The sequence below is a fragment of the Pseudomonas sp. Nvir genome (genome assembly GCF_963778085.1).
GTDB classification, from domain to species: Bacteria; Pseudomonadota; Gammaproteobacteria; order Pseudomonadales; family Pseudomonadaceae; genus Aquipseudomonas; species Aquipseudomonas juntendi.
Genome location: NZ_OY970405.1, coordinates 5,473,903 through 5,497,161 on the forward strand (window position 1 = coordinate 5,473,903; position 23,259 = coordinate 5,497,161).

The window sequence follows — 23,259 nt, forward strand, 5'->3', positions numbered from 1 at the left end:
GACCACGTGCGGCTTCCCACACAGCCAACAAAAAAGCGCCCCTAGAGGCGCTTTTCCGATACCGGCAGCAGTTACTGAACGGTTGGCGCTTCGCCGGCTTCCTGCATGCGCTGCATTTCTTGCGCGTACAGGGCGTCGAAGTTGACCGGCGACAGCATCAGCGCCGGGAACGAACCACGGGTTACCAGGCTGTCCAGGGTCTCGCGGGCATACGGGAACAGGATGTTCGGGCAGAACGCACCCAGCGTGTGGCTCATAGAAGCAGCATCGAGGTTGGCGATGAGGAAGATACCCGCCTGCTGCACTTCAGCGATGAACGCGACTTCGTCGCCGTTCTTCACGGTGACCGACAGGGTCAGCACCACCTCATGGAAGTCGCCTTCCAGGGCCTTTTGCTTGGTGTTCAGGTCCAGGGCAACGCTCGGCTCCCAGGTCTGACGGAAGATCTGCGGGCTTTTCGGGGCCTCGAACGACAGGTCGCGCACATAGATACGCTGCAGGGAGAACTGAGGGCTGTTGTCTTCAGCAGCAGCGCCGTTGGTCTGTTGGTCAGTCATGGCAGATCCTTATCCTAATGTTTTCGAATGCAGTGCAAATCAGGCCGCCAGCAACGCGTCGAGCTTGCCGGCGCGTTCCAGGGCATAGAGGTCATCGCATCCACCGACATGGGTACTGCCGATCCAGATCTGCGGCACCGACGTGCGGCCGGCTTTCTGGGCCATCTCGGCGCGCAGTTGCGGTTTGCCGTCGACCTTGATTTCCTCGAATGCCACGCCCTTGCTCTCGAGCAGGTACTTGGCACGCATGCAGTAGGGGCAGTAGTCGCTGGAATAAACGATGACGGGCTTCATATCACTTCACCAGGGGCAGGTTATCGGCTTTCCAGCTGGAAACGCCACCGCTCAGCTTGGCGGCGTTGTAACCGGCCTTGAGCAGATCGCGGCAAATGCTGCCGGACTGCTGGCCCATCGCGTCGACGACGATCAGGGTCTTCTCTTTGTGCTTGTCCAGCTCGGCCATGCGGTTGGCCAGCTTGTCCTGCGGAATGTTCACCGCACCCACGATGTGACCGGCGGAGTACTCCTTGGCCGGGCGGATATCGATCACCAGCGCCTTGTCGGCATTGACCAGGGCAGTCAGCTGACCGTTGCTCAGGCTCTGCCCGCCACGGCGGATTTCATTGATGAGCAGCAGGGCCAGCAGAATGAAGAAGATCGCAACCAGGATGTAGTGATCTGTCGCGAATTGAATCAGGTGAGCAACCATCAGCGGTGTTCCAGGCGATTGAAAATGCCGGCCAGTATACACAGCACCTTGGTACCACCAAAGCCCGACGGGCCGGCCACCAGACCAGCTTCATGTTGCCAGCGCACGCGCGCCGGTCGGGGGATGGGACGATTATTCGCCGCACGTGGCGTATTTGCCCTAAAATGCGTTTCTTTATCATCTTTGAACAACCGTGAGTTTGATTGATGACGAGTACGCCCAAACCCCTGGTCCTGATCATCCTGGATGGCTTCGGCCACAGCGAAAGCCCTGAATACAACGCCATCTATGCCGCTAACACGCCGGTCTACGACCGCCTGCGCGCCAGCCAGCCGCATGGCCTCATTTCCGGCTCGGGCATGGATGTCGGCCTGCCGGACGGGCAGATGGGCAACTCCGAAGTCGGTCACATGAACCTGGGCGCGGGCCGCGTCGTCTATCAGGACTTCACCCGGGTGACCAAGGCCATCCGCGACGGTGAGTTCTTCCAAAACCCGGTGCTCACCGGTGCGGTGGACAAGGCTGCCGGTGCCGGCAAAGCCGTGCACATCCTTGGCCTGCTGTCCGATGGCGGCGTGCACAGCCACCAGGACCACATCGTTGCCATGGCCGAACTGGCCGCGCAGCGCGGCGCGGAAAAAATCTATCTGCACGCCTTCCTCGATGGCCGTGACACCCCGCCACGTAGCGCGCAGTCGTCCATCGAGCTGCTCGACGCCACCTTCGCCAAGCTGGGCAAGGGCCGCATCGCCAGCCTGATCGGCCGCTACTACGCCATGGACCGCGACAACCGCTGGGACCGCGTTAGCGCCGCCTACAACCTGATCGTCGACAGCAGCGCCGAATACACCGCTGACACCGCCGTGGCAGGCCTGCAAGCGGCCTACGCCCGTGACGAGAGCGACGAGTTCGTCAAGGCCACGCGCATTGGCGCAGCAGTCAAGGTCGAAGACGGCGATGCCGTGATCTTCATGAACTTCCGCGCCGACCGCGCTCGCGAGCTGTCGCGCGCCTTCGTCGAGCCGGATTTCACCGAATTCGCCCGTGCGCGCCTGCCAGAAATGGCGGCCTACATCGGCCTGACCCAGTATTCGGCGAAAATCCCGGCACCCGCTGCCTTTGCTCCGTCCAGCCTGAACAATGTACTGGGCGAGTACCTGGCAAAGCACGGCAAGACCCAACTGCGTATCGCCGAAACCGAAAAATACGCCCACGTCACCTTCTTCTTCTCCGGTGGCCGCGAAGAGCCATTCGAAGGCGAAGAGCGCATCCTGATCCCATCGCCGAAGGTCGCCACCTACGACCTGCAGCCGGAAATGAGCGCACCGCAAGTGACCGACCGCATTGTCGAAGCCATCGAGCAACAGCGCTTCGACGTGATCGTGGTCAACTACGCCAACGGTGACATGGTCGGCCACACCGGCGTGTTCGAAGCAGCAGTCAAGGCTGTCGAAGCGCTGGACAACTGCGTTGGCCGCATTGTCGAGGCGCTGGACAAGGTCGGTGGCGAGGCGCTGATCACCGCCGACCACGGGAACGTCGAGCAGATGGAAGACGAGTCCACCGGCCAGGCCCACACCGCACACACCACCGAGCCGGTGCCGTTCATCTATGTCGGCAAGCGCAACGTGAAAGTGCGTGATGGCGGCGTGCTGGCCGATGTTGCGCCGACCATGTTGAAGCTGCTGGGGCTGGAGAAGCCTGCCGAAATGACCGGCACTTCGATTCTGGTAGACGCCTGAATCTGCGTATTGGGGCCGCTTTGCGGCCCATCGCGACGCAAGGCCGCTCCTACAGGGCCCCGATAACACCTGAATTCCAGACAAACGCCTCGCGACACTGGCAGCGAGGCGTTTTTTTTGCCCGCCCAGGCGGGCATACTAGGCCAGTCTCCATCCTTGGTACGCCAAACCCCATGCTTCGCGCCCTGATCCTCCTAGCCTTGTCATGCCTGCTCAGCCCGGCCTTCGCCGATGAGCGCGCACAGACCCAGCAGCAACTGGACGCCACCCGCCAGGACATTGCCGAGCTCAAGAAAACACTGGGCAAGCTCCAGGAAGAAAAAGCCGGTGTGCAAAAGGACCTGAAAGCCACCGAGACCGACATCGGCAACCTCGAAAAGCAGGTGGAGGCACTGCAGCAAGCGCTAAAAAAGACCGAGGGCGAGCTGGAGCGCCTTGAAACCGAGAAAAAAAAACTCCAGACCGCCCGCGTTGAACAGCAACGGCTGATCGCCATTCAGGCCCGCTCGGCCTACCAGAACAACGGTCGCGAGGAATACCTCAAGCTGCTGCTCAACCAGCAGAACCCAGAGCAATTCGCCCGCACCCTGACCTACTACGACTACATGAGCAAGGCGCGCCTGGAGCAGCTGCGCACCTTCAACGAAACCCTCCGCCAGCTGGCCAGTGTCGAGCAGCAGATGTCTGCCCAGCAGCAACAGTTGCTGGCCCAGCGCGCCGACCTTGACAGCCGCCGCCAGGCCCTGGAGAGCGAACGCGGCAAGCGCCAGCAGGTATTGGCCAAGCTCAACAGCGACATGAAAGACCGCGACCAGAAGCTCCAGGCCCGTCAGCAGGACCAGGCCGACCTGGCCAAAGTCCTCAAGACCATCGAGGAAACCCTGGCACGCCAGGCCCGCGAGGCTGAAGAGGCACGCAAGAAAGCCTTGCTGGCGCAGCAGGAAGCGGAAAAACGCCGGCAGCAAGAGGCCCTGGCCGCCGCTGCGCGCAACCAGGCGCGCGAGCCTGAAGCGCCGGTAGAGCCGCCGAAAAAGGCTCGTACCACCCTCGGGCCGATGGTTTCCAGCGACGGAGCCAACTACGGCGGAGCATTTTCTGCAGCACGGGGCAAACTTCCTTGGCCAGTCAATGGTCGATTGCTGGCACGCTTCGGCGATGCACGCGGCAACGATGCCCGGGCCAAATGGGACGGTGTGATGATCAGCGCCAACCCCGGCACACAAGTGCGCGCCGTGCACGGCGGGCGTGTGGTGTTCGCCGACTGGTTGCGCGGCGCCGGGCTTCTGGTCATTCTCGATCATGGCAACGGTTACCTGAGCCTGTACGGCCATAACCAGAGCCTGCTGAAAAGTGCCGGTGACATCGTCAAGGCCGGTGAAGCCATATCCACCGTCGGCGACAGCGGTGGCCAGGACGCGGCAGGCTTGTACTTCGCCATCCGCCAGCAGGGCCGGCCTACCGACCCTTCGCAGTGGTGCCGGGGTTAGTCAACTTTCTACGGCGCGGCCCAAACGCTGCACCGATGCTCCGCAGGGAGCGCTTACAGGATCAGGAGTCCGTTCGACATGCTGCACTCGCCTCGTCTCACCCAGTTGGCCCTGTCCATCGCCCTGGCGGTCGGCGCGCCCCTGGCCACTGCCGCGGAGCCGGCCAAGGCGGCAGCTGTGCCGGCCACCGAGGTCACTGCCAAGGCGCCACTGCCACTGGAAGAGCTGCGCACCTTCGCCGAAGTCATGGACCGCATCAAAGCGGCCTATGTCGAGCCGGTGGACGACAAGACCCTGCTGGAGAATGCCATCAAGGGCATGCTCAGCAACCTCGACCCACACTCGGCCTACCTGGGCCCCGAGGACTTCCAGGAACTGCAGGAAAGCACCAGCGGCGAGTTCGGCGGGCTGGGTATCGAAGTGGGCCAGGAAGACGGCTTCATCAAGGTGGTCTCGCCGATCGATGACACCCCGGCCTCGCGTGCAGGCGTCCAGGCCGGCGACCTGATCGTCAAGATCAACGGCGCCCCGACCCGCGGCCAGACCATGACCGAAGCGGTGGACAAGATGCGCGGCAAGGTTGGCGACAAAATCACCCTGACCCTGGTCCGCGACGGCGGTAACCCCTTCGACGTGACCCTGGCCCGCGCGGTGATCCAGGTCAAGAGCGTGAAGAGCCAACTGCTGGAAAACGACTACGGCTATATCCGCATCACCCAGTTCCAGGTCAAGACCGGCGACGAGGTGGGCAAAGCCCTGGCCAAGCTGCGCAAGGACAACGGCAAGAAACTGCGCGGGGTGGTGCTCGACCTGCGCAACAACCCGGGTGGCGTGCTGCAATCGGCCGTGGAAGTGGCCGACCACTTCCTCACCAAGGGCCTGATCGTCTACACCAAGGGCCGCATCGCCAATTCCGAACTGCGCTTCTCGGCCGACCCGGCCGACGCCAGCGAAGGGGTGCCACTGGTGGTGCTGATCAACGGCGGCAGCGCCTCGGCTTCGGAAATTGTAGCGGGCGCACTGCAAGACCAGAAGCGCGCCGTGCTGATGGGCACCGACAGCTTCGGCAAAGGCTCGGTACAAACCGTGCTGCCATTGGCCAATGACCGCGCCCTGAAGCTGACCACCGCACTGTACTTCACCCCCAATGGCCGTTCGATCCAGGCCCAGGGTATCGTCCCCGACATCGAAGTACGTCAGGCCAAGCTCACTGCCGAGGTCGACACCGACAACTTCAAGGAAGCCGACCTGCAGGGCCACCTGGGCAACGGTAACGGCGGCGCCGACCGCCCGACCGGCAGCAGCAAGCGCAAGGAGCGCCCACAGGACGACGACTTCCAACTGAGCCAGGCACTGAGCCTGCTCAAAGGCCTCAACATCACCTCGGGCAAATGATCCAGCCCGTGCGGTACCTGCTGTGCCTGGTGTTCTGCCTGTTGGCCGGGGTCGCGCAAGCGGCGCCGGCCGGCAAGGCCTACATGAGCATCATCATCGACGACCTTGGCCAGAGCCCCGAGCGAGACAGCCGCACCTTGGCCCTACCCGGCCCGGTGACCATGGCCATCATGCCCGACACCCCGCATGCAACCGACTTCGCCCGCCAAGCGCACAAGGCTGGCAAAACGGTGATCCTGCACATGCCAATGGACCCGGCCACCGGGCCCTATGCCTGGCACCCCGGCATCGCCGGCGAAGAGCTGGCCCGGCGCCTGGACAGCGCGCTGCTCAAGGTGCCTTACGCGGCCGGCATCAACAACCATATGGGCAGCCGCATGACGGCCCAGCGCGAACCCATGGCCTGGCTGATGGGCGAATTGCAACGTCGCCATCTGTTCTTCGTCGACAGCCGCACCAGTGCCGCCACCGTCGCGGCTGCAGAAGCACAGGCGCAAGGCCTGGCGCATGTCTCGCGGGATGTGTTTCTCGATGACGTGCGCACCACCGAAGCCATTGCCGGGCAGTTGCAACAAGGCGTGGCCCTGGCGCACAAGCAAGGCTCGGCAGTGCTGATCGGCCACCCTTACCCGCAAACGCTGGAGGTGCTGGCCCGCGAACTGCCCCGCCTGAAAAGCCAGGGCATCACGCTGCTGGGCCTGCCACAGATGATTGCCGAGCGCAGCAACCAGGCCATGCCGGCACATGGCCGGCAGGGCCGCTACAGCAACCGATGACCCGAACCTACTGTGCTGCTGGACGATCGAAAGGAATGATCCCCGTGGCTTGCTGTAGTGTCAGCTTGCCGCGGTAAAGCTGCTGCCCTGTATCCCTGGCAACCTGGCTGCTCAGGTAACGCTGGGCCCACACCTTCAGGTGCCCCGAAGTAAAATCCCGGGCGTAGGCAGCCTGCGACCGCAAATGGAAATGCACAGCCCAGAGTTTACGGTTGTTTGACAAGAGCTGGACCAGGTACTCATCGAAAGCGCTACCGTCCGCCATGACATGCCGCTTGAGGTATACGACCTTGATCGCCTTCAAATCGTAAAGAAAGCGCAGGGCTTCGGCAGTGGGGCGGCTGGTGTGGGTGTACAGGGTGGTAAGTTGCACCTCCTTCTCTGCACGCAGCGCATTCACTTCCTGTTCCAAGGTCTTGATCAGCGCATCGTCGCCACCGGCATCGCGCACTACGCTCACTGCCTCGGTCAGTTTGTTCAGCTGAAGATCGTATATCCTGGCCACCAGCGACCCGCTGATATCGATCTCGACATAGGCCTTGGCTGAGGCTCGATGGGCATTGCTCTTATTCAGTAGAGACTGCACCCAACTAGCGAGATCGGCTAGGGGGGCTTCGTCGGATAACGATGGCTGCTGGACCTCGCGCCACTCGCCATCTACTTGTTCAAAGGTGGCCAATACCTTATCGCTGATCTTCTCACGCACCTCGAGCAAGGATTGCCCTTCGATAAGGTTGCCGATCATCAGTTGCCCCTGGCCATTACGCACCAACCGCTGCGGCACGCGGGACGCCGGATAAGGCCTACGCCCGGCCGGTAGAAGGGGGTGATCCTGCTCATCATACGCTATGCCCAGACGTACGTTCACATCGAGCTTGAGTTTGCTGATGTGCTCCCGATAGCGCTCGATCATGGCCGGTTCGATCAACGCCCCACCCTCTCGGCGAACGCGATCGCTGTTGACCAGCGCAGCACTGTATTCGTCCCAGGCTTCGTGCAGGATGACGATCCTGTCCTGCGCCGGCAGGTTGGAGAAGGCCAGCTCGCCGTGGGCTTCGGCCGCGTTGCGCAGGCTTGAGCTGACCAGGGCAGCTCTGTAGCCTGCAATGACGTCTGGCCGGTCGCTTTCCAGGTGCAGCGCCAGCTCGGCCAGATTCACCACCTGGTGGAAACGCAGTTGAACTGTACTGACGCTGCGCTTGGCAATTATGTCTGCGACGGTGCCTTTGGCGTTGCCCCCCCAATCCTTTACCTCGAAATCTTCCGGCGTTTCGGTCAACAATTGATCCAGCTGCTCACTCCCGACCAACATGCGATCCTGCACGTCGATCACGACTTGCTGTTTGACGCGCAACTTCTCATACAAATCCGCGAATTCACGGACTGGCCGCCCATCCAGCGCGTTTTGCATCTCCACAAGCTCGGGGTAATTCGCAAGGCTCCAGAGCTCGGTGAAAGTAATCTCGGCATCGTTGATAGCGCTGTTGCGAACAACTTTATCGTGCTCGGCAAGCACCCCGTCCCAGCCCCCCTTTTCCCGCTCACGGGCAAATTTGTCTTCTCGCATGGTCGCGTGCAGCGCCAGTATTTCAATATCGGCGCCGACCGCAGCTTCCAGCTCCTTCAGCATCCGGTTCATCTGTGTGAAGTGGTCCTGCTCGAACGTAATCTTGCGCTTATCGTAAAGCGCGAGCGTTGTGCGCAACTGCGACTTACCCGCTTCGTCTTCGGCGGGCAACGCGGCCAGCCTTTCGGATGCGGTGGCCCGAAGCTCCCTGAGTTTCAGCAGTTTTTCGCGCAATTCGTCCACAGCCTTGGCAAAAGGCCCGGCTTGCTTTCTGGCCTCCCGGGCGCGACTGTCAAGGCCCTCTATCTTTTGGTGCATGTCGCGAAACCGATCCCTCAGCCACTTTTGTGTACGCTCTCGCCCCATGCCACCCCGCAGACCAAGCGCCGTGTCCACACGCCACACGCCGTCGACGAAACGCAGCCAGGGCCCCGCGGCTCCGCCACCATCGACCACCCGTACACCCTCTGGCAACCGCTCCACGCGGTAGGTATCACTGGCCAGGGCTACATAATGATCGCCGTCGATCAGGTACAAGCCCGTCGCCGTACCTTGGTTCAAGGGCTGCACGCCCGCAAGCGAGACCGGTGCACGCATGGCCCTGAGTGCTTCGCGCTGTTCGCGCGGCAACCAGTTGAAGCCACTCTGACCTCGCCATGAAAAATCGAGCCAGCGGCTCGGCAGCGCTTGGCCAGGCGCAGGCGTTTCCTCGATAGGCGCGATTGCAATTTCGGCAAATGCGCCGCGCTGCGCCTCAGGCCCCTCGACCTCCGCCGCACCGGGCAATGCATAGGAGGGAAAGGCTTTGGCGGGTTGCCTGGCATGCAGCAACACCATGCCCAGGTTCAATATCAGGTCAACCGTTGCCGCCGACCGATCAAACTCATTGCCACGTTCCAAGGCCTCAATGTCTTGCTGCAACGCGTTCAGCAATTGCACCAACCAGGCCACCGAGGCCACAGGCCCGCGAAGCGCCAAGGTCACGACATCGAACAACAGCCATGCCCCCTCGCACAATGTCTGCCAGCGGCTCTCGGCGTTGGACACAGACTGTTCATCAGCGAGCGTCAGCAGCAGGTCCCGATTGGCTGTATAAAGTTTCTCGTCAATGTTGCTGCGCCAGAATTCGATCGCCAGCCTGGCAGGTTCCGGACGCTCAGGCAGCGCATAGGGGTCGATGCCGATGACGCTGATGTGCGGTTCGCGGAAACCACCATGGTCGTAGACAGGCCTGACGCTGGGCTGCATCCAGTCGAGAATACTCTCCTGCAAAATCTCTGATTCACGCACGTGTTCGAGCAAAGCCGAGAGGCTGGCATATTCACGCAGCGTGTCTTTGGCGAACAAGGGCCGGTACAGCAACACCAGCGAGGGTTCCGCGCAAAACAGGATGTACATGCAGCGTACCGGGTCCGTGACCCTGGACGCTGCGCTACGCCTGAACGCCAGCGGAAACAGGATCATGCGCGGCGCGTCGGGGTCGACGTGCCCCGCACAATAGTCGACCACGCATTGCAGGCCTGGCTCTTTGATCTTGCCGTCCATCTTGGCAGTGAGTGCAGCGGCCAGCAGTGCTGCACGCCATTCCCGCCCCAGGCGCGTGACACGGTCCGCGCGCTTGGCCGGATCGTCCAGTTGCGCCGCGACATAGGCAGGATAATGGCTACCGATATCCACTTTGGTTACGAGGGCTCTGGCGGCGTCGGCATCGAGCCATGCCGGTGCCTCGCCCCCGCCACGCAGGTAAATGCGCTCGATTGCCGCCCCCTTGAGCGACGCGAGGTTGCCAATGGCAAATTCGGTGAGCGTCTTGCTCCCGACGAAGGCCAATGGCTCGCCGCCGCCGGTGCCTGTGCCCGCCCCACCAGGGATCCCACGGGCCAGGTAAAGGTCGAATACAAGATCGTCCGGCGAGCTGTCTGCCCCGTGATCCTCGCGGATCTGCCTGGTCAGCCGTTGACGGGCGTAATCGGTCAGCGACTGAACGCCATCCAGTGCTGAGACCCCACCCGAGTCGAGCTGGTAAAGCGCGAGCTGCAGCAAGGCAGCGCTGCAGGCAAAACTGTCCTGCGCACTGGCCATCAACCCAGGGGGAGGTTGCACTGCCGGGGTTTCATCCGGGTACCCCACGAACCAGGAAGAAGGGTCGCCAAGCTGGTCAAAACGCTGTTCAAGGGCCGGAACATCCTGGATATCGGCATAACGCGCAAGCTCGACCCTGGCGAGCACCGTATCGAGCAGCAGCGAGACCTGCTGGGCAAACACATTGCCGGTGGCGGGATAGCGTTGCCAACTCATCCGTTCGAAGGCGTAGCGTTGCGCCAGTTCGTCACGCAAGGCCAGGCCGAACGCGTGCAACGACTCGAAACTGCGTACTATCCCCGAAGGTGCGCACCACAGGATGACCTGACGCTCATCCCACTCGGCGGCTATCAGCATCTGGCATTGCAGTTGATCGTATTGCATGGAGGCACTGGTCAGCCGGGTCTGCACGAAGTACACCGCGGGCTGCTCATCACCGCCGTGCAGCAGGCCGCGGATACAGGCTTGCTCCTGCGGGTCCAGTCCCTGCCAGGGCAAGCTGCGCAGTAGCGCGAGCTTGAGCAGCAACTGCAACCATTCGTCGCGACTCACCCCGGCGCTGCCCTTGCCTCGCCAGAACTCGAGCTGGGCCTCGCAGAAGTGTCGTGGCAAGTCCTCAACCAGCTGGTTCAGGGCAGCTGACAAGTCTGGCAACTGCCGGGTGTCGAACTCGCTCGACGAGCCGGAGAAACGATGGATGCCCGTCAGCCCGAGGTTGTAATGGCGCCCATCCGCCAGTGGCTCCAGGCTCAACGCCTGAGGGTCGAGCAAGGCTTCCAGAACCCGGTCCACAAAGGGTGCCGTGGTCCAGTACGTGGTAGAGGGATCCGGGCTGTCCAGCATCAAGGGGTCAGCATTGGTGAGTGCAGGCTTGGCGTAGGCCAACCACGGCAGGTTCGACAGCAGCACGCGCAGTAGCTGCGCACTGGCGACCTGGCGCAGGGTCGGCCGGCCGTCAAACTGCCCGGCCACGGCCTGGCGGAAATCGAAGGGGGGTATCTTGTAACTCGTCATGCTGGGTGCCTCCGCTGAAAAAAACGCAGGCTGCGGTATTCAGGTGCGATACCCGCGCTACATATTGCTCAAAAAAAAGGCCTTGCACGGTGGGCAAGGCCTTTTCTTCATCGCAGCAGCGTCAGCTGTACACTCGCCCCAGCAACTGGCGATGGCTTTCGAACTGGTCCAGCACGTCACGCACGATCTGCTCGGGCGCAAAGCCCATCAGGTCGTACTCCTGGCTGCCGTCGTGCAGGTAAACCTCGGCACGGTAGAAGCGTTGACGGACTTCCGGCTCGCCTTCCACCGGCGCCTCGCTCGGTGCCGCCAGGTAGCCGTCCAGGCTCACTTCGTAGACGAACGGGTTACCCTCTTCCATCATCACCCGCAAGCCCATCATGTCGCGCGCCTGGCCAACACGGGACTCCACGTCGAAGCCCAGGGTCTGCAACTGGGCAGCAGCCTCCTTGAGGGCCGGGCTGACCTGCTTGTCCATGAAGCGCTGCACCACGGCCTGGGTCGGCTGCAGCTCCAGCTGGGTCAGCCGCTCACTGAACCCACGTCGGCCACGGGCAGCCAGTTCGGCGCGCTCCTGCTCTACCGCCACGTCCTGTTTCATGGCCTTGTACAGGCCGAACATGAACAGCACCAGCACCACCGAGAACGGCAGGCCCGCCAGCACGACCATGGTTTGCATGGCCTCGAAATTACCGGCGAACAGCAAACCGATGGTCACCAGGGTGATCACCACCGACCAGAACACCACCATCCAGTGCGGGGCATCCTCGTCGACCTTGCCGCCTTTGCAGGACAGGTTGGCCATCATCACCGCACCGGAATCGGCCGGGGTCAGGAACAGCACGAAGCCGACGAACACCGCCACCCCGATCACGAGCTTGGCTGCCGGGAAGTATTCCAGCAGTTGGTAGATCGACATCGAAGGTTGTTCCAGCGCAGTCTTGCCCAGCTCGACCGCGCCCTGGTTGATCACCAGGTCCAGCGCCGTGTTACCGAAAATCGACAACCAGGCCAAGGTGAAGCCCAGCGGGATCAGCAGCACACCCATGACCAGCTGGCGCACGGTGCGGCCTTTGGAAATACGGGCGATGAACATGCCTACGAACGGGCCCCAGGAGATCCACCAGGCCCAGTAGAACACGGTCCAGAGGCCCAACCAGCGTTCGGACTTGCCAGCCTCGCCCTCATACACGTACAGGTCGAAGGTTTTCAGCACGATCCCGTTGAGGTAATCGCCTACGTTCTGCACGAAGCCGTTCAGCAGGTGCAGGGTTTCGCCGCCCAGCAGGACGAAGATCAGCAAGCCGCTGAACAGCATGATGTTCAGGTTGGACAGGCGGCGAATGCCGTTTTCCACACCCGAAACCGCCGCCACGGTAGCCACGCCAGCCATCACCAGGATCACCACCAGCAGGTTGGTCTTGCTGTGGTCCATGCCGAACAGGTACTCCAGCCCGGACGACACCTGCATGGCACCGATGCCCAGGTTGGTGACCAGGCCCAACAGGGTGACGAACATGCCGAAGATGTCCACGGCATTGCCGGCGGCACCCTTGACCCAACGTTCGCCGACCAGGGGGTACAACGCCGAGCGCAGCGCCAGCGGCTGGTTATGCCGGTAGGCGAAGTAGCCCACGGCCAGGCCGACCAGCGCATAGATCGCCCAGCCATGCAGGCCCCAGTGCAGGAAGGTCAGCTGCAGTCCCTGGCGCGCGGCTTCCAGGCTTGCCGGGGTGCCCTCCGGTGGGTTGAAGTAGTGGTCCAGCGGTTCGGAGGCGCCAAAGTACAGCAGCGAAATACCGATGCCCGAGGAGAACAGCATGCCGGCCCAGGCGCCATAGCTGAAGTCGGGCTGGTCGTCCTTGCCGCCGAGCTTGAGGCTGCCGTAATCGGAGAAGGCCAGGTAGACGACGAACAGCAGGTAACCGCAGATCACCAGCATGTAGTACCAGCCAAAGGTGCGCGTCAGCCACTTCTGGGCCACGCCCAGCACCTGGCCGGCAGTTTCGGGTACAGCGATCAGCAAGGCAGTCAGAACAAGGATCATCAGCGCCGAGGTGAAGAACACCACGCGGTTGACCCGTACCCTCTCGGCGGGGGGCTTGGTAAGTGAGGCAGAACTCATTGCACGAATGCTCCGGGCAGTGCGGCTGTGGAGGCTAATCATTCTTTCCCGAGCAATTGGTGGAATATCCCCACTGCATCAGGTGTTATAAAAGCACCCTGGAAACCGTGATCCCGAATCGATACGTTGCAAAAAACAGACAGGTGGTCTGCTGCAAATGCCACGCTTTACCCGCTGGGTGCGCGCATTCGTCACAGATCACCCCGCCCGCTCCAAGGGCCCGCCGCAGGGCCGGGGCCACATGGCAGAATCTGCATTTCGCATCGCTGATGCCCGTCAACGCCTTGTATTACGGGGGTTACGCGATTTCCTGGGGTGTCAATTCGTGCCTGCTCGACGACCTGAAAGACTGTCAATGGCACAAATTGTCGCAGAGCTTATTCTTTATTGATTGAACGTTCAATCAAAACAAAATAGACTGGTCTTCGCCGAGTCAGCCGCCTGTCGCCTGCTCGCAGGCCTGAGGAGATAGCAAGATGCCCAAGGTCGGTATGCAACCCATCCGCCGCCAGCAGTTGATCGAAGCCACGTTGCAGGCTGTCGACCAGGTCGGCCTGGGGGACGCCAGCATTGCGCTGATTGCCCGTTTGGCCGGGGTGTCGAACGGCATCATCAGTCACTACTTTCGGGACAAGAACGGCCTGATAGCAGCGACGATGGGTTACATCATGAATATGCTCAACGAAGGCGTTCGAGCACGTCGCCAGGCCCTGACGGACGACAGCCCGCGCGCTCACCTGAAAGTGATCATCGAGGGCAACTTCGATGCCAGCCAGGTGAACGGCCCGGCGATGAAAACCTGGTTGGCCTTTTGGGCTTCCAGCATGCACCAGCCCGATTTGCACAGGTTGCAACGGATCAACGACCACCGTTTGTACTCCAACCTGTGTTGCCAGTTTCGCCGTGCCTTGCCGCTTTACCATGCGCGCAAGGCCGCCCGTGGCCTGGCAGCCCTGATCGACGGTCTGTGGCTGCGCGGTGCCTTGTCGGGCGATGCATTCGACACTGGCCAGGCAGTACGGATTGCTTACGAATACATGGATCTACAACTGGCTAAGCAGCACACCCTGGGCACCAACGACCCGGCTGCTGAACAAGCGCGCACGGCCCTTGCCCACCCGGCAGGAGCGTGACGCAAAGCCAAACCACACACTGCACTTGCGAGGACACTATGGCCCGTTTCGGAACGCAAAAACTCTACATTGATGGCGCTTACGTCGACGCTGGCAGCGATGCCACTTTCGAAGCCATCAACCCGGCTACCGGCGAAGTCCTTGCCCACGTGCAGCGTGCGACCGAGGCTGACGTCGAGAAAGCCGTCGAAAGCGCCGAGCGTGGCCAGAAAGTCTGGGCTGCGATGACCGCCATGCAGCGCTCGCGCATCCTGCGCCGCGCCGTCGACATCCTGCGCGAGCGCAACGACGAGCTGGCCATGCTGGAAACCTTGGACACCGGCAAGTCGTACTCGGAAACCCGCTACGTCGACATCGTCACCGGCGCCGATGTGCTGGAGTACTACGCAGGCCTGGTACCGGCCATCGAGGGCGAGCAGATCCCGCTGCGTGAATCGTCCTTCGTCTACACCCGCCGCGAGCCGCTGGGCGTGACCGTAGGTATCGGTGCCTGGAACTACCCGATCCAGATCGCCCTGTGGAAATCCGCCCCGGCCCTGGCCGCTGGCAACGCGATGATCTTCAAGCCATCGGAAGTCACGTCGCTGACCACCCTCAAACTGGCCGAGATCTACACCGAAGCCGGCCTGCCCAATGGCGTGTTCAACGTGCTGACCGGCAGCGGCCGTGAAGTCGGTACCTGGCTGACCGAGCACCCCCGCATCGAAAAGGTTTCCTTCACCGGCGGCACCACCACCGGCAAGAAGGTCATGGCCAGCGCCTCGAGCTCGTCGCTCAAGGAAGTCACCATGGAACTGGGCGGCAAGTCGCCGCTGATCATCTGCGCCGATGCCGACCTGGACAAGGCCGCCGACATCGCCATGATGGCCAACTTCTACAGCTCGGGCCAGGTATGCACCAACGGTACCCGCGTGTTCATCCCAGCTGAAATGAAGGCTGCCTTCGAAGCCAAGATCGCCGAGCGCGTTGCGCGCATCCGCGTTGGCAACCCGGAAGACGAAAACACCAACTTCGGCCCGCTGGTCAGCTTCCAGCACATGGAAAGCGTGCTGGGCTACATCGCCAAGGGCAAAGAGGAAGGTGCCCGCCTGCTGTGCGGCGGCGAGCGTCTGACCACCGGTGAGTTCGCCAAAGGCGCCTTCGTGGCCCCGACCGTGTTCACCGACTGCAGCGACGACATGACCATCGTCAAGGAAGAGATCTTCGGCCCGGTGATGAGCATCCTCACCTATGAAACCGAGGAAGAAGTGATCCGCCGCGCCAACGACACCGACTACGGCCTGGCCGCCGGTGTCTGCACCAACGACATCACCCGCGCCCACCGCATCATCCACAAGCTCGAAGCCGGTATCTGCTGGATCAACGCCTGGGGTGAATCGCCGGCCGAGATGCCGGTCGGTGGCTACAAGCAGTCGGGCGTAGGCCGTGAAAACGGCGTCAGCTCGCTGGCCCAATACACCCGTATCAAGTCGGTTCAGGTCGAACTGGGCGGCTACAACTCGGTCTTCTGACCGACAGTTGCAAGCCGCAAGCTTCAAGCTGCAAGAAAGAGCCGGTCGGCGTCAGACCGCCGGCCCTTGCAGATACCATCCATTCGCAAGCTTCGCCCAGCTGCTTTTTCTTGCAGCTTGTAGCTAGAAACTTGCCGCTGCATTTCGGAGAAATGCCATGGAATACGATTACATCATCGTCGGTGCCGGCTCCGCCGGTAACACACTGGCCACCCGCCTGACCGAAGATGCCGGCGTCACCGTACTGCTGCTGGAAGCCGGCGGCCCCGACTACCGCTTCGACTTCCGCACCCAGATGCCAGCAGCCCTGGCCTTCCCGCTGCAAGGCCGCCGCTACAACTGGGCCTACGAGACCGACCCGGAGCCGTTCATGGACGGCCGCCGCATGGAGTGCGGCCGCGGCAAGGGCCTGGGTGGTTCGTCGCTGATCAACGGCATGTGCTACATCCGCGGCAACGCCATGGACTTCGACGGCTGGGCAGAACTGCCAGGCCTGGAAGACTGGACCTACCTCGACTGCCTGCCTTACTTCCGCAAGGCCGAAACCCGCGACATCGGCCCCAACGACTACCACGGCGGTGACGGCCCGCTCAGCGTCGCCACGCCCAAAGCAGGCAACAACCCGCTGTTCAACGCCATGGTCGAAGCCGGTGTTCAGGCCGGTTACCCGCGTACCGAAGACCTCAACGGCTACCAGCAGGAAGGCTTTGGCCCGATGGACCGTTCGGTGACCAAGAACGGCCGCCGCTCCAGCACCGCCCGTGGCTACCTGGACCAGGCCAAGAAACGCCCGAACCTGACCATCGTGACCCACGCCCTCAGCGACCGCGTGCTGTTCGAAGGCAAGCGCGCGGTTGGCGTCACCTACCTGGTGGGCGACAGCGAAGAGCGCGTAGAAGCCCGTGCCCGCAAGGAAGTGATCGTCAGCTCCGGCGCCATCGCTTCGCCGCAGCTGCTGCAGCGCTCCGGCGTCGGCCCGCGTGCCCTGCTGGAAAGCCTCGACATTCCGGTGGTGCACGACCTGCCGGGCGTGGGTGAAAACCTGCAGGACCACCTGGAGCTTTACCTGCAGTACGCCTGCACCCAGCCGGTGTCGCTGTACCCGTCGCTGCTGTGGTGGAACCAGCCGGCCATTGGTGCCGAGTGGCTGTTCAACGGCACCGGCATCGGCGCCAGCAACCAGTTCGAGGCTGGCGGTTTCATTCGCAGCCGCCCTGAATTCAAGTGGCCGAACATCCAGTACCACTTCCTGCCGGTGGCGATCAATTACAACGGTTCCAATGGCGTGAAGGAGCATGGCTTCCAGGCGCACATGGGTTCGATGCGCTCCCCGTCCCGCGGCCGCATCCAGGCCAAGTCGAAAGACCCGCGCCAGCACCCGAGCATCCTGTTCAACTACATGTCCTCCGAGCAGGACTGGCAGGAATTCCGTGACGGCATCCGCCTGACCCGCGAAATCATGGCCCAGCCGGCACTGGACCCGTACCGCGGCCGCGAAATCAGCCCCGGCGCGCATGTGCAAACCGATGAAGAGCTGGACAAGTTCATCCGCGAGCACGCCGAAACCGCCTTCCACCCGTCCTGCTCGTGCAAAATGGGCACCGACGACATGGCGGTGGTCGATGGCGAAGGCCGTGTGCACGGCATGCAGGGCCTGCGCGTAGTGGATGCCTCGATCATGCCGTTGATCATCACCGGCAACCTCAACGCCACCACGATCATGATCGCGGAGAAAATCTCGGACAAGATCCGTGGTCGCAAGCCGTTGCCACGCAGCACCGCCAAGTACTACGTGGCTGGTGATGCCCCGGTCAAAGGCAAGCCGATGCGTGAAGTGAAGCAGGCGTAAGTCTGCACCGGCCGCATCGCCGGCAAGCCGCCTGCCAGAGGTTGAGCACCGGCAACATGACAAAAGGCACCCACCGCGGTGCCTTTTGCACATCTGCAGAAACGCTTTACATGCTGCCAATTCATCAGGTTAGAATCGATTGGCACGCGACTTGCCAGTCATTCCCCTTTCCAGCGTTATCCCGGAGTACCTGCCTTTGGATGCCAGCACCATCAACAGCCTGTTCCTGATCGGCGCATTACTGGTGGGCGCGAGTATTCTGGTCAGTTCGCTGTCGTCGCGCCTGGGCATCCCTATTCTGGTCATCATTCTCGCCGTGGGCATGGTCGCTGGTGTCGATGGTGGCGGCATCATCTTCAACAACTACCCGACCGCCTACCTGGTGGGCAACCTCGCCCTGGCGGTGATCCTGCTCGACGGCGGCCTGCGCACACGGGTGGCGAGCTTTCGCGTAGCGCTATGGCCGGCACTGTCGCTGGCCACGGTCGGGGTCATGATCACCACCGCCCTGACCGGCCTTGTTGCTGCCTGGCTGTTCAACCTGAGCCTGATCCAGGGCTTGCTGATCGGCGCCATCGTCGGCTCCACCGACGCCGCAGCGGTGTTTTCGCTGCTGGGCGGCAAGGGCCTGAACGAACGGGTTACCGCCACCCTGGAGATCGAGTCGGGCAGCAACGACCCGATGGCGGTCTTCCTGACAGTTACGCTGATCGACATGATTGCCAGCGGCCAGACCGGCCTGCACTGGAGCCTGCTCACCCACCTGCTGCGCGAGTTCGGCATCGGCGGGTTGCTGGGCCTGGGCGGCGGCTGGCTGATGCTGCAAATGGTCAACCGGATCAACCTGGCCGGTGGCCTCTACCCCATTCTGGTGGTGGCCGGTGGCCTGGTGGTGTTCTCGCTGACCAACGCCCTGCACGGCAGCGGCTTCCTGGCTGTGTACCTGTGCGGCCTGGTGCTGGGCAACAAGCCGATTCGCAGCCGCCATGGCATCCTGCACATGCTCGACGGCATGGCCTGGCTGGCGCAGATCGGCATGTTCCTGGTACTGGGGCTGCTGGTGACACCGCACGACCTGCTGCCCATTGCCCTGCCGGCACTGGGCCTGGCGTTGTGGATGATCCTGGTGGCGCGGCCTCTGTCGGTGGTGGCGGCATTGCTGCCGTTCAAGGCCTTCCACGGCCGCGAAAAAGGCTTCATCTCGTGGGTTGGCCTGCGCGGCGCGGTGCCGATCATTCTCGCGGTGTTCCCGCTGATGGCCGGCCTGCCGGACGCCCAGCTGTTCTTCAACCTGGCTTTCTTCATCGTGCTGGTGTCGCTGCTGGTGCAAGGCACCAGCCTGCCGTGGATGGCCAAGCTGCTGAAGGTGACTGTACCACCGGATCCGGCACCCATCTCCCGCTCTGCGCTGGAGGTGCACATCACCAGCGAGTGGGAAATGTTCGTCTACCGCCTGGGCAAGGAGAAGTGGTGCATCGGCGCCGCCCTGCGCGAGCTGAAGATGCCGGAAGGCACACGCATCGCCGCCCTGTTCCGCGGCGAGCAGTTGCTGCACCCCTCTGGCAGCACCGTGCTGGAGGTCGACGACATGCTCTGCGTGATCGGCCACGAACACAACCTGCCGGCGCTGGGCAAACTGTTCAGCCAGGCGCCGCAGCGTGGCCTGGACCTGCGCTTCTTCGGCGACTTCGTTCTCGAAGGCGATGCCGAACTGGGTGCGGTGGCCGCACTGTATGGCCTGAAACTCGATGGCCTGGACGCGAAAATGCCGCTGGCGCAGTTCATCCGACAGAAGGTCGGAGGCGCTCCAGTAGTAGGTGACCAGGTGGAATGGCACGGCACGATCTGGACCGTGGCGACCATGGTCGGGAACAAGATCCAGAAAGTGGGCGTCAGATTCCCCGAAGGAACGCGACCCGGACCAGGATTGTTCCTCTAAACTTCGTTTCTGCCGGATCCACAAGTAGTCTGCCTATGTCCCTGCGCGCATACCTTCGCACAGCCCTGCTCGGGCTGTGCCTGTCCCTTTCCTTCGCGGCCACCGCGGCAGAGCCGCCAACGGCTGCCAGCATTCAGAACAGCCTCGACAAGATTGCCGAGCGCAAGCTGCCCGAGGCCGACCAGAAGGCCTTGCAGCAGGTGCTGGAACAGACCCTGAGCCTGCTGGCCAGCAAGGACGACAACGAGAAGAAGCTGGCCGCCCTCAAGCAGCAACTCAGTGCCGCACCCAAGGAAACCGACGACAGCCAGAAAGAGCTGGCCCGGCTCAAGCAAACCAAGGTTCAGCCGGTTGCCCAGCGCTATGCCAACCTCAACGTGCAGCAGCTCGAACAGATGCTCAGCGAGCGCAACACCCAGCAGGGCGAGCTGCAGAAGTCGCTGTCCGACGCCAACAGCCTGATCATCAACTCGCAGACCCGCCCCGAACGTGCCCAGGCCGAAATCAGCAGCAACCAGACCCGCGCCCAGCAGATCAACACCATCCTCAAGACCGGCAAGGACGGTGGCAAGTCGATCAACGCCGACCAGCGCAACCAGCTGAACGCAGAACTGGCTTCGCTCAACGCGCTGACCCTGCTGCGCCGCCAGGAACTGGCCGGCAACAGCGTGCTGCAGGACCTTGGCAACGCCCGCCATGACCTGCTGATCGAGCGTGCCGCGCGCCTTGAGCAGGAAATCCAGGACCTGCAGACGCTGATCAACGACAAGCGCCTGGCCCAGTCCCAGGAAACGGTCACCCAGCAATCGATCGAGGCGCAGAAGGCGGGCGGCAGCAGCCTGCTGGCCACCGAAAGCGCAGCTAACCTGAAGCTGTCCGACTACCTGCTCAAAAGCACCGACCGCCTCAATGAGCTGACCCAGCAGAACCTGCGCACCAAGCAGCAACTGGACAGCCTGACCCAGGCCGACCAGGCGCTGGACGAGCAGATCAACGTGCTCAAGGGTAGCCTGCTGCTGTCCAAGATCCTCTACAAACAGAAACAGACCCTGCCACACCTGAAACTCGACCGTGACCTGGCCGACCAGATCGCCGACACCCGCCTGTACCAGTTCGAGGTCAGCCAGCAGCGCGAGGTGATGAGCAACCCGGTGACCTATGTCGACAAGCTGCTGGCAGCCCAACCGCAGGAACAGGTAACCCCGCAGCTGCGCAAGGCCCTGCTGGAGCTGGCGATCACCCGCAGCGACCTGCTGGAGCGGCTGAACCGCGAGCTTTCGGCGCTGCTCAACGAATCGATCACCCTGCAGCTCAACCAGAAACAATTGCTGGGCACTGCCCAGAGCCTGCGCACCACCCTCGACGAACAGATGTTCTGGATCCCCAGCAACAAGCCCCTGGACTGGGACTGGCTGCGCACCGTGCCGCAACGGCTGGCCGACCAGGTCGCCAACCTGCCGTGGGCCTCCAGCCTGAGCGAGCTGACCGACGGCCTCAGCCACCGGCCGCTGCTGTTCCTGCCGCTGTTGCTGGTGATCGGCGCTCTGTTGTGGCGGCGCAAGTACCTGTACCAACGGCTGGGCAAGGTGCACCAGGACATTGGCCATTTCCGCCGCGACAGCCAGTGGCATACGCCACAGGCGATTCTTATCAATATCCTGCTGGCGATGCCGGTCAGCCTTGTCCTGGCGTTGTGCAGCTATGCCCTGCAAATCGACGCCCGCGGGCAGAACGCCAACCTTGGCGCGGCCCTGTGGCAACTGGCCCAGGCGTGGCTGGTGTTCTATACCGCCTACCGCATCCTTGCACCCGGCGGCGTGGCGGAAGTGCATTTCCGCTGGTACAAACCCCAGGTCGAGTTCCTGCGGGGCTGGGTACGCCGCCTGGGCACCGTGGTGCTGGCCCTGGTCGGGGTAGTGGCGGTGGCCGAGCACCAGCCGTCGGCGCTGGCCGACGATGTACTGGGTATTGGCGTGGTGCTGGCCTGCTATGCGCTGATGGCCTGGCTGCTCAGCCGCCTGCTGCTCAGCAGCCCGGCGCACCGTGACACTTCGCTGTTCCGCAAGGCGGTCGGCGTGGCGTTCACTGCGCTGCCTATCGCCCTGTTCGTCGCGGTGTGCTTCGGCTACTACTACACCGCCCTGAAACTCACCGACCGGCTGATCTACACCCTCTACCTGCTGCTGTTCTGGCTGGTGATCGAGGCCGCCTTCGTGCGCGGCCTGTCGGTTGCGGCCCGCCGCCTGGCCTACCAACGGGCACTGAGCAAGCGCGCGGCGGCCAAGGAAGGGCTGGACGGCGAAGTGGTCGTCGAAGAGCCGACCCTGGACATCGAGCAGGTCAACCAGCAATCGCTGCGCCTGATCCGCCTGGCCCTGCTGGGCGGTTTCATCGCTGGCCTGTACTGGGTATGGGCCGACCTGCTCTCGGTGTTCGCCTACCTCAACAACTTCGTGCTGTACGAATACACCAGCGGCACCGGCGCCGCTGCCAGCATGGTGCCCATCAGCCTGGGCGACCTGTTGGGGGCACTGGTGATCGTCGGCATTACCTTCGCCCTGGCCGGCAACCTGCCAGGCCTGCTGGAGGTGCTGGTGCTGTCACGCCTGAACCTTGCCCAGGGCAGCGCCTACGCCACCACCACCCTGTTGTCGTACACCATCGTCGGCGTGGGTATCGTCAGCACCCTGTCGACCCTGGGGGTCAGCTGGGACAAGCTGCAATGGCTGGTGGCGGCGCTGTCGGTGGGCCTGGGCTTCGGCATGCAGGAAATCTTCGCCAACTTCATTTCCGGCATCATGATCCTGTTCGAGCGCCCGGTACGCATCGGCGACACCATCACCATCGGCAACCTGTCGGGCACGGTGAGTAAGATCCGCATCCGCGCCACCACCATCACCGACTTCGACCGCAAGGACATCATCGTCCCCAACAAGACCTTCATCACCGGCCAACTGATCAACTGGTCGCTGACCGACACGGTCACCCGGGTCACGCTGAAGCTGGGCATCGACTATGGCTCCGACCTCGACCTGGTGCGCGAGCTGCTGCTCAGGGGCGCGCATGAAAACCCACGGGTGCTCAAGGACCCGGAACCGATCGTGTACTTCCTCAACTTCGGCGAAAGCTCGCTGGACCACGAACTGCGCATGCACGTGCGCGACCTGGGTGACCGCAACCCGACGCTGGATGAACTCAACCGCTTCATCAGCCGCGAGTTCAAGGCGCACGACATCAAGATCTCGGTACGCCAGGTCGAGGTGTTCCTGATGGACGCAGCCGGCGGCAAGCAGCAGCTGATACCGATGGAGCAGCCCAAACCCGATGGCACCCAACCTGTGTGAGTGGACGCCATAGGGCATGAACGCCCAGA

Annotated in this window: 14 protein-coding genes and 1 pseudogene; 9 read left to right on the forward strand and 6 right to left on the reverse strand. The window is 62.7% G+C overall.

Annotated features, from left to right (window positions below; genetic code table 11):
* Positions 1 to 71: 71 nt before the first annotated feature.
* Genes secB through AACG97_RS26180 form a run of 3 tightly spaced genes read right to left on the reverse strand, consistent with a single transcriptional unit; the run spans position 72 to position 1,266 of the window.
* On the reverse strand, positions 72 to 557 hold the full coding sequence (gene secB, locus AACG97_RS26170; protein ID WP_009685000.1) for a protein-export chaperone SecB: 486 nt from the start codon (positions 555 to 557) through the stop codon (positions 72 to 74).
* 39 nt (positions 558 to 596) lie between these two features.
* The gene (gene grxC, locus AACG97_RS26175) at positions 597 to 851 is read right to left on the reverse strand and encodes a glutaredoxin 3 (RefSeq protein WP_029886544.1); all 255 of its coding nucleotides are present in this window, start codon (positions 849 to 851) and stop codon (positions 597 to 599) included.
* Between the two features lies 1 nt (position 852).
* Positions 853 to 1,266, reverse strand: coding sequence for a rhodanese-like domain-containing protein (locus AACG97_RS26180; protein WP_009684998.1), 414 nt, complete (start codon positions 1,264 to 1,266; stop codon positions 853 to 855).
* 206 nt (positions 1,267 to 1,472) lie between these two features.
* On the opposite strand from AACG97_RS26180, the gene gpmM reads away from it, so the two are divergent.
* The 4 genes from gpmM to AACG97_RS26200 all read left to right on the forward strand — a co-directional run bounded on the left by gpmM (position 1,473) and on the right by AACG97_RS26200 (position 6,666).
* Entirely contained in the window at positions 1,473 to 3,008 is a 1,536-nt protein-coding gene (gene gpmM, locus AACG97_RS26185; RefSeq protein WP_009684996.1) for a 2,3-bisphosphoglycerate-independent phosphoglycerate mutase, read from the forward strand.
* Between the two features lie 173 nt (positions 3,009 to 3,181).
* A complete protein-coding gene (locus tag AACG97_RS26190; RefSeq protein ID WP_125854358.1) occupies positions 3,182 to 4,495 on the forward strand; it encodes a murein hydrolase activator EnvC family protein in 1,314 nt (437 codons plus the stop codon).
* A 78-nt stretch (positions 4,496 to 4,573) separates the two neighbouring features.
* Positions 4,574 to 5,890 carry a S41 family peptidase gene (locus AACG97_RS26195; protein ID WP_009684994.1) on the forward strand — a complete coding sequence of 439 codons (1,317 nt, stop codon included), beginning with the start codon at positions 4,574 to 4,576 and terminating at the stop codon, positions 5,888 to 5,890.
* An 8-nt stretch (positions 5,891 to 5,898) separates the two neighbouring features.
* Positions 5,899 to 6,666 (forward strand): divergent polysaccharide deacetylase family protein, encoded by a 768-nt coding sequence (locus tag AACG97_RS26200; protein WP_054912237.1) that lies wholly within the window; start codon positions 5,899 to 5,901, stop codon positions 6,664 to 6,666.
* Between the two features lie 7 nt (positions 6,667 to 6,673).
* Here the strand turns inward: AACG97_RS26200 and AACG97_RS26205 are convergent, their stop codons facing one another.
* The 3 genes and pseudogenes from AACG97_RS26205 to AACG97_RS26210 all read right to left on the reverse strand — a co-directional run bounded on the left by AACG97_RS26205 (position 6,674) and on the right by AACG97_RS26210 (position 13,397).
* Positions 6,674 to 11,200, reverse strand: coding sequence for a dermonecrotic toxin domain-containing protein (locus AACG97_RS26205; protein WP_338464258.1), 4,527 nt, complete (start codon positions 11,198 to 11,200; stop codon positions 6,674 to 6,676).
* A 250-nt stretch (positions 11,201 to 11,450) separates the two neighbouring features.
* On the reverse strand, positions 11,451 to 11,807 hold the full coding sequence (locus AACG97_RS28215; RefSeq protein WP_370593771.1) for a hypothetical protein: 357 nt from the start codon (positions 11,805 to 11,807) through the stop codon (positions 11,451 to 11,453).
* A gap of 52 nt (positions 11,808 to 11,859) precedes the next feature.
* Positions 11,860 to 13,397: pseudogene (locus tag AACG97_RS26210) on the reverse strand (BCCT family transporter).
* Positions 13,398 to 13,930: 533 nt separating this feature from the next.
* Between AACG97_RS26210 and betI the strand changes: the two are divergent.
* From betI to mscK, 5 genes are all read left to right on the forward strand, one after another.
* The gene (gene betI, locus AACG97_RS26215) at positions 13,931 to 14,587 is read left to right on the forward strand and encodes a transcriptional regulator BetI (protein ID WP_009684989.1); all 657 of its coding nucleotides are present in this window, start codon (positions 13,931 to 13,933) and stop codon (positions 14,585 to 14,587) included.
* Between the two features lie 38 nt (positions 14,588 to 14,625).
* Positions 14,626 to 16,098 carry a betaine-aldehyde dehydrogenase gene (gene betB, locus AACG97_RS26220; RefSeq protein ID WP_009684988.1) on the forward strand — a complete coding sequence of 491 codons (1,473 nt, stop codon included), beginning with the start codon at positions 14,626 to 14,628 and terminating at the stop codon, positions 16,096 to 16,098.
* 157 nt (positions 16,099 to 16,255) lie between these two features.
* Entirely contained in the window at positions 16,256 to 17,947 is a 1,692-nt protein-coding gene (gene betA / locus AACG97_RS26225; protein WP_009684987.1) for a choline dehydrogenase, read from the forward strand.
* Between the two features lie 196 nt (positions 17,948 to 18,143).
* Entirely contained in the window at positions 18,144 to 19,886 is a 1,743-nt protein-coding gene (locus tag AACG97_RS26230) for a potassium/proton antiporter (protein ID WP_047149596.1), read from the forward strand.
* 35 nt (positions 19,887 to 19,921) lie between these two features.
* Positions 19,922 to 23,230 (forward strand): mechanosensitive channel MscK, encoded by a 3,309-nt coding sequence (mscK, locus tag AACG97_RS26235; protein ID WP_009684984.1) that lies wholly within the window; start codon positions 19,922 to 19,924, stop codon positions 23,228 to 23,230.
* Positions 23,231 to 23,259: the final 29 nt, after the last annotated feature.

Coding starts and splice junctions, on each gene's coding strand:
- AACG97_RS26190 (WP_125854358.1), top strand. CDS start 3,182: ATGCTTCGCGCCCTGATCCTCCTAGCCTTGTCATGCCTGCTCAGCCCG.
- betA (WP_009684987.1), top strand. CDS start 16,256: ATGGAATACGATTACATCATCGTCGGTGCCGGCTCCGCCGGTAACACA.
- secB (WP_009685000.1), bottom strand. CDS start 557: ATGACTGACCAACAGACCAACGGCGCTGCTGCTGAAGACAACAGCCCT.
- mscK (WP_009684984.1), top strand. CDS start 19,922: ATGTCCCTGCGCGCATACCTTCGCACAGCCCTGCTCGGGCTGTGCCTG.
- AACG97_RS26180 (WP_009684998.1), bottom strand. CDS start 1,266: ATGGTTGCTCACCTGATTCAATTCGCGACAGATCACTACATCCTGGTT.
- AACG97_RS28215 (WP_370593771.1), bottom strand. CDS start 11,807: ATGGACAAGCAGGTCAGCCCGGCCCTCAAGGAGGCTGCTGCCCAGTTG.
- betB (WP_009684988.1), top strand. CDS start 14,626: ATGGCCCGTTTCGGAACGCAAAAACTCTACATTGATGGCGCTTACGTC.
- betI (WP_009684989.1), top strand. CDS start 13,931: ATGCCCAAGGTCGGTATGCAACCCATCCGCCGCCAGCAGTTGATCGAA.
- grxC (WP_029886544.1), bottom strand. CDS start 851: ATGAAGCCCGTCATCGTTTATTCCAGCGACTACTGCCCCTACTGCATG.
- AACG97_RS26195 (WP_009684994.1), top strand. CDS start 4,574: ATGCTGCACTCGCCTCGTCTCACCCAGTTGGCCCTGTCCATCGCCCTG.
- gpmM (WP_009684996.1), top strand. CDS start 1,473: ATGACGAGTACGCCCAAACCCCTGGTCCTGATCATCCTGGATGGCTTC.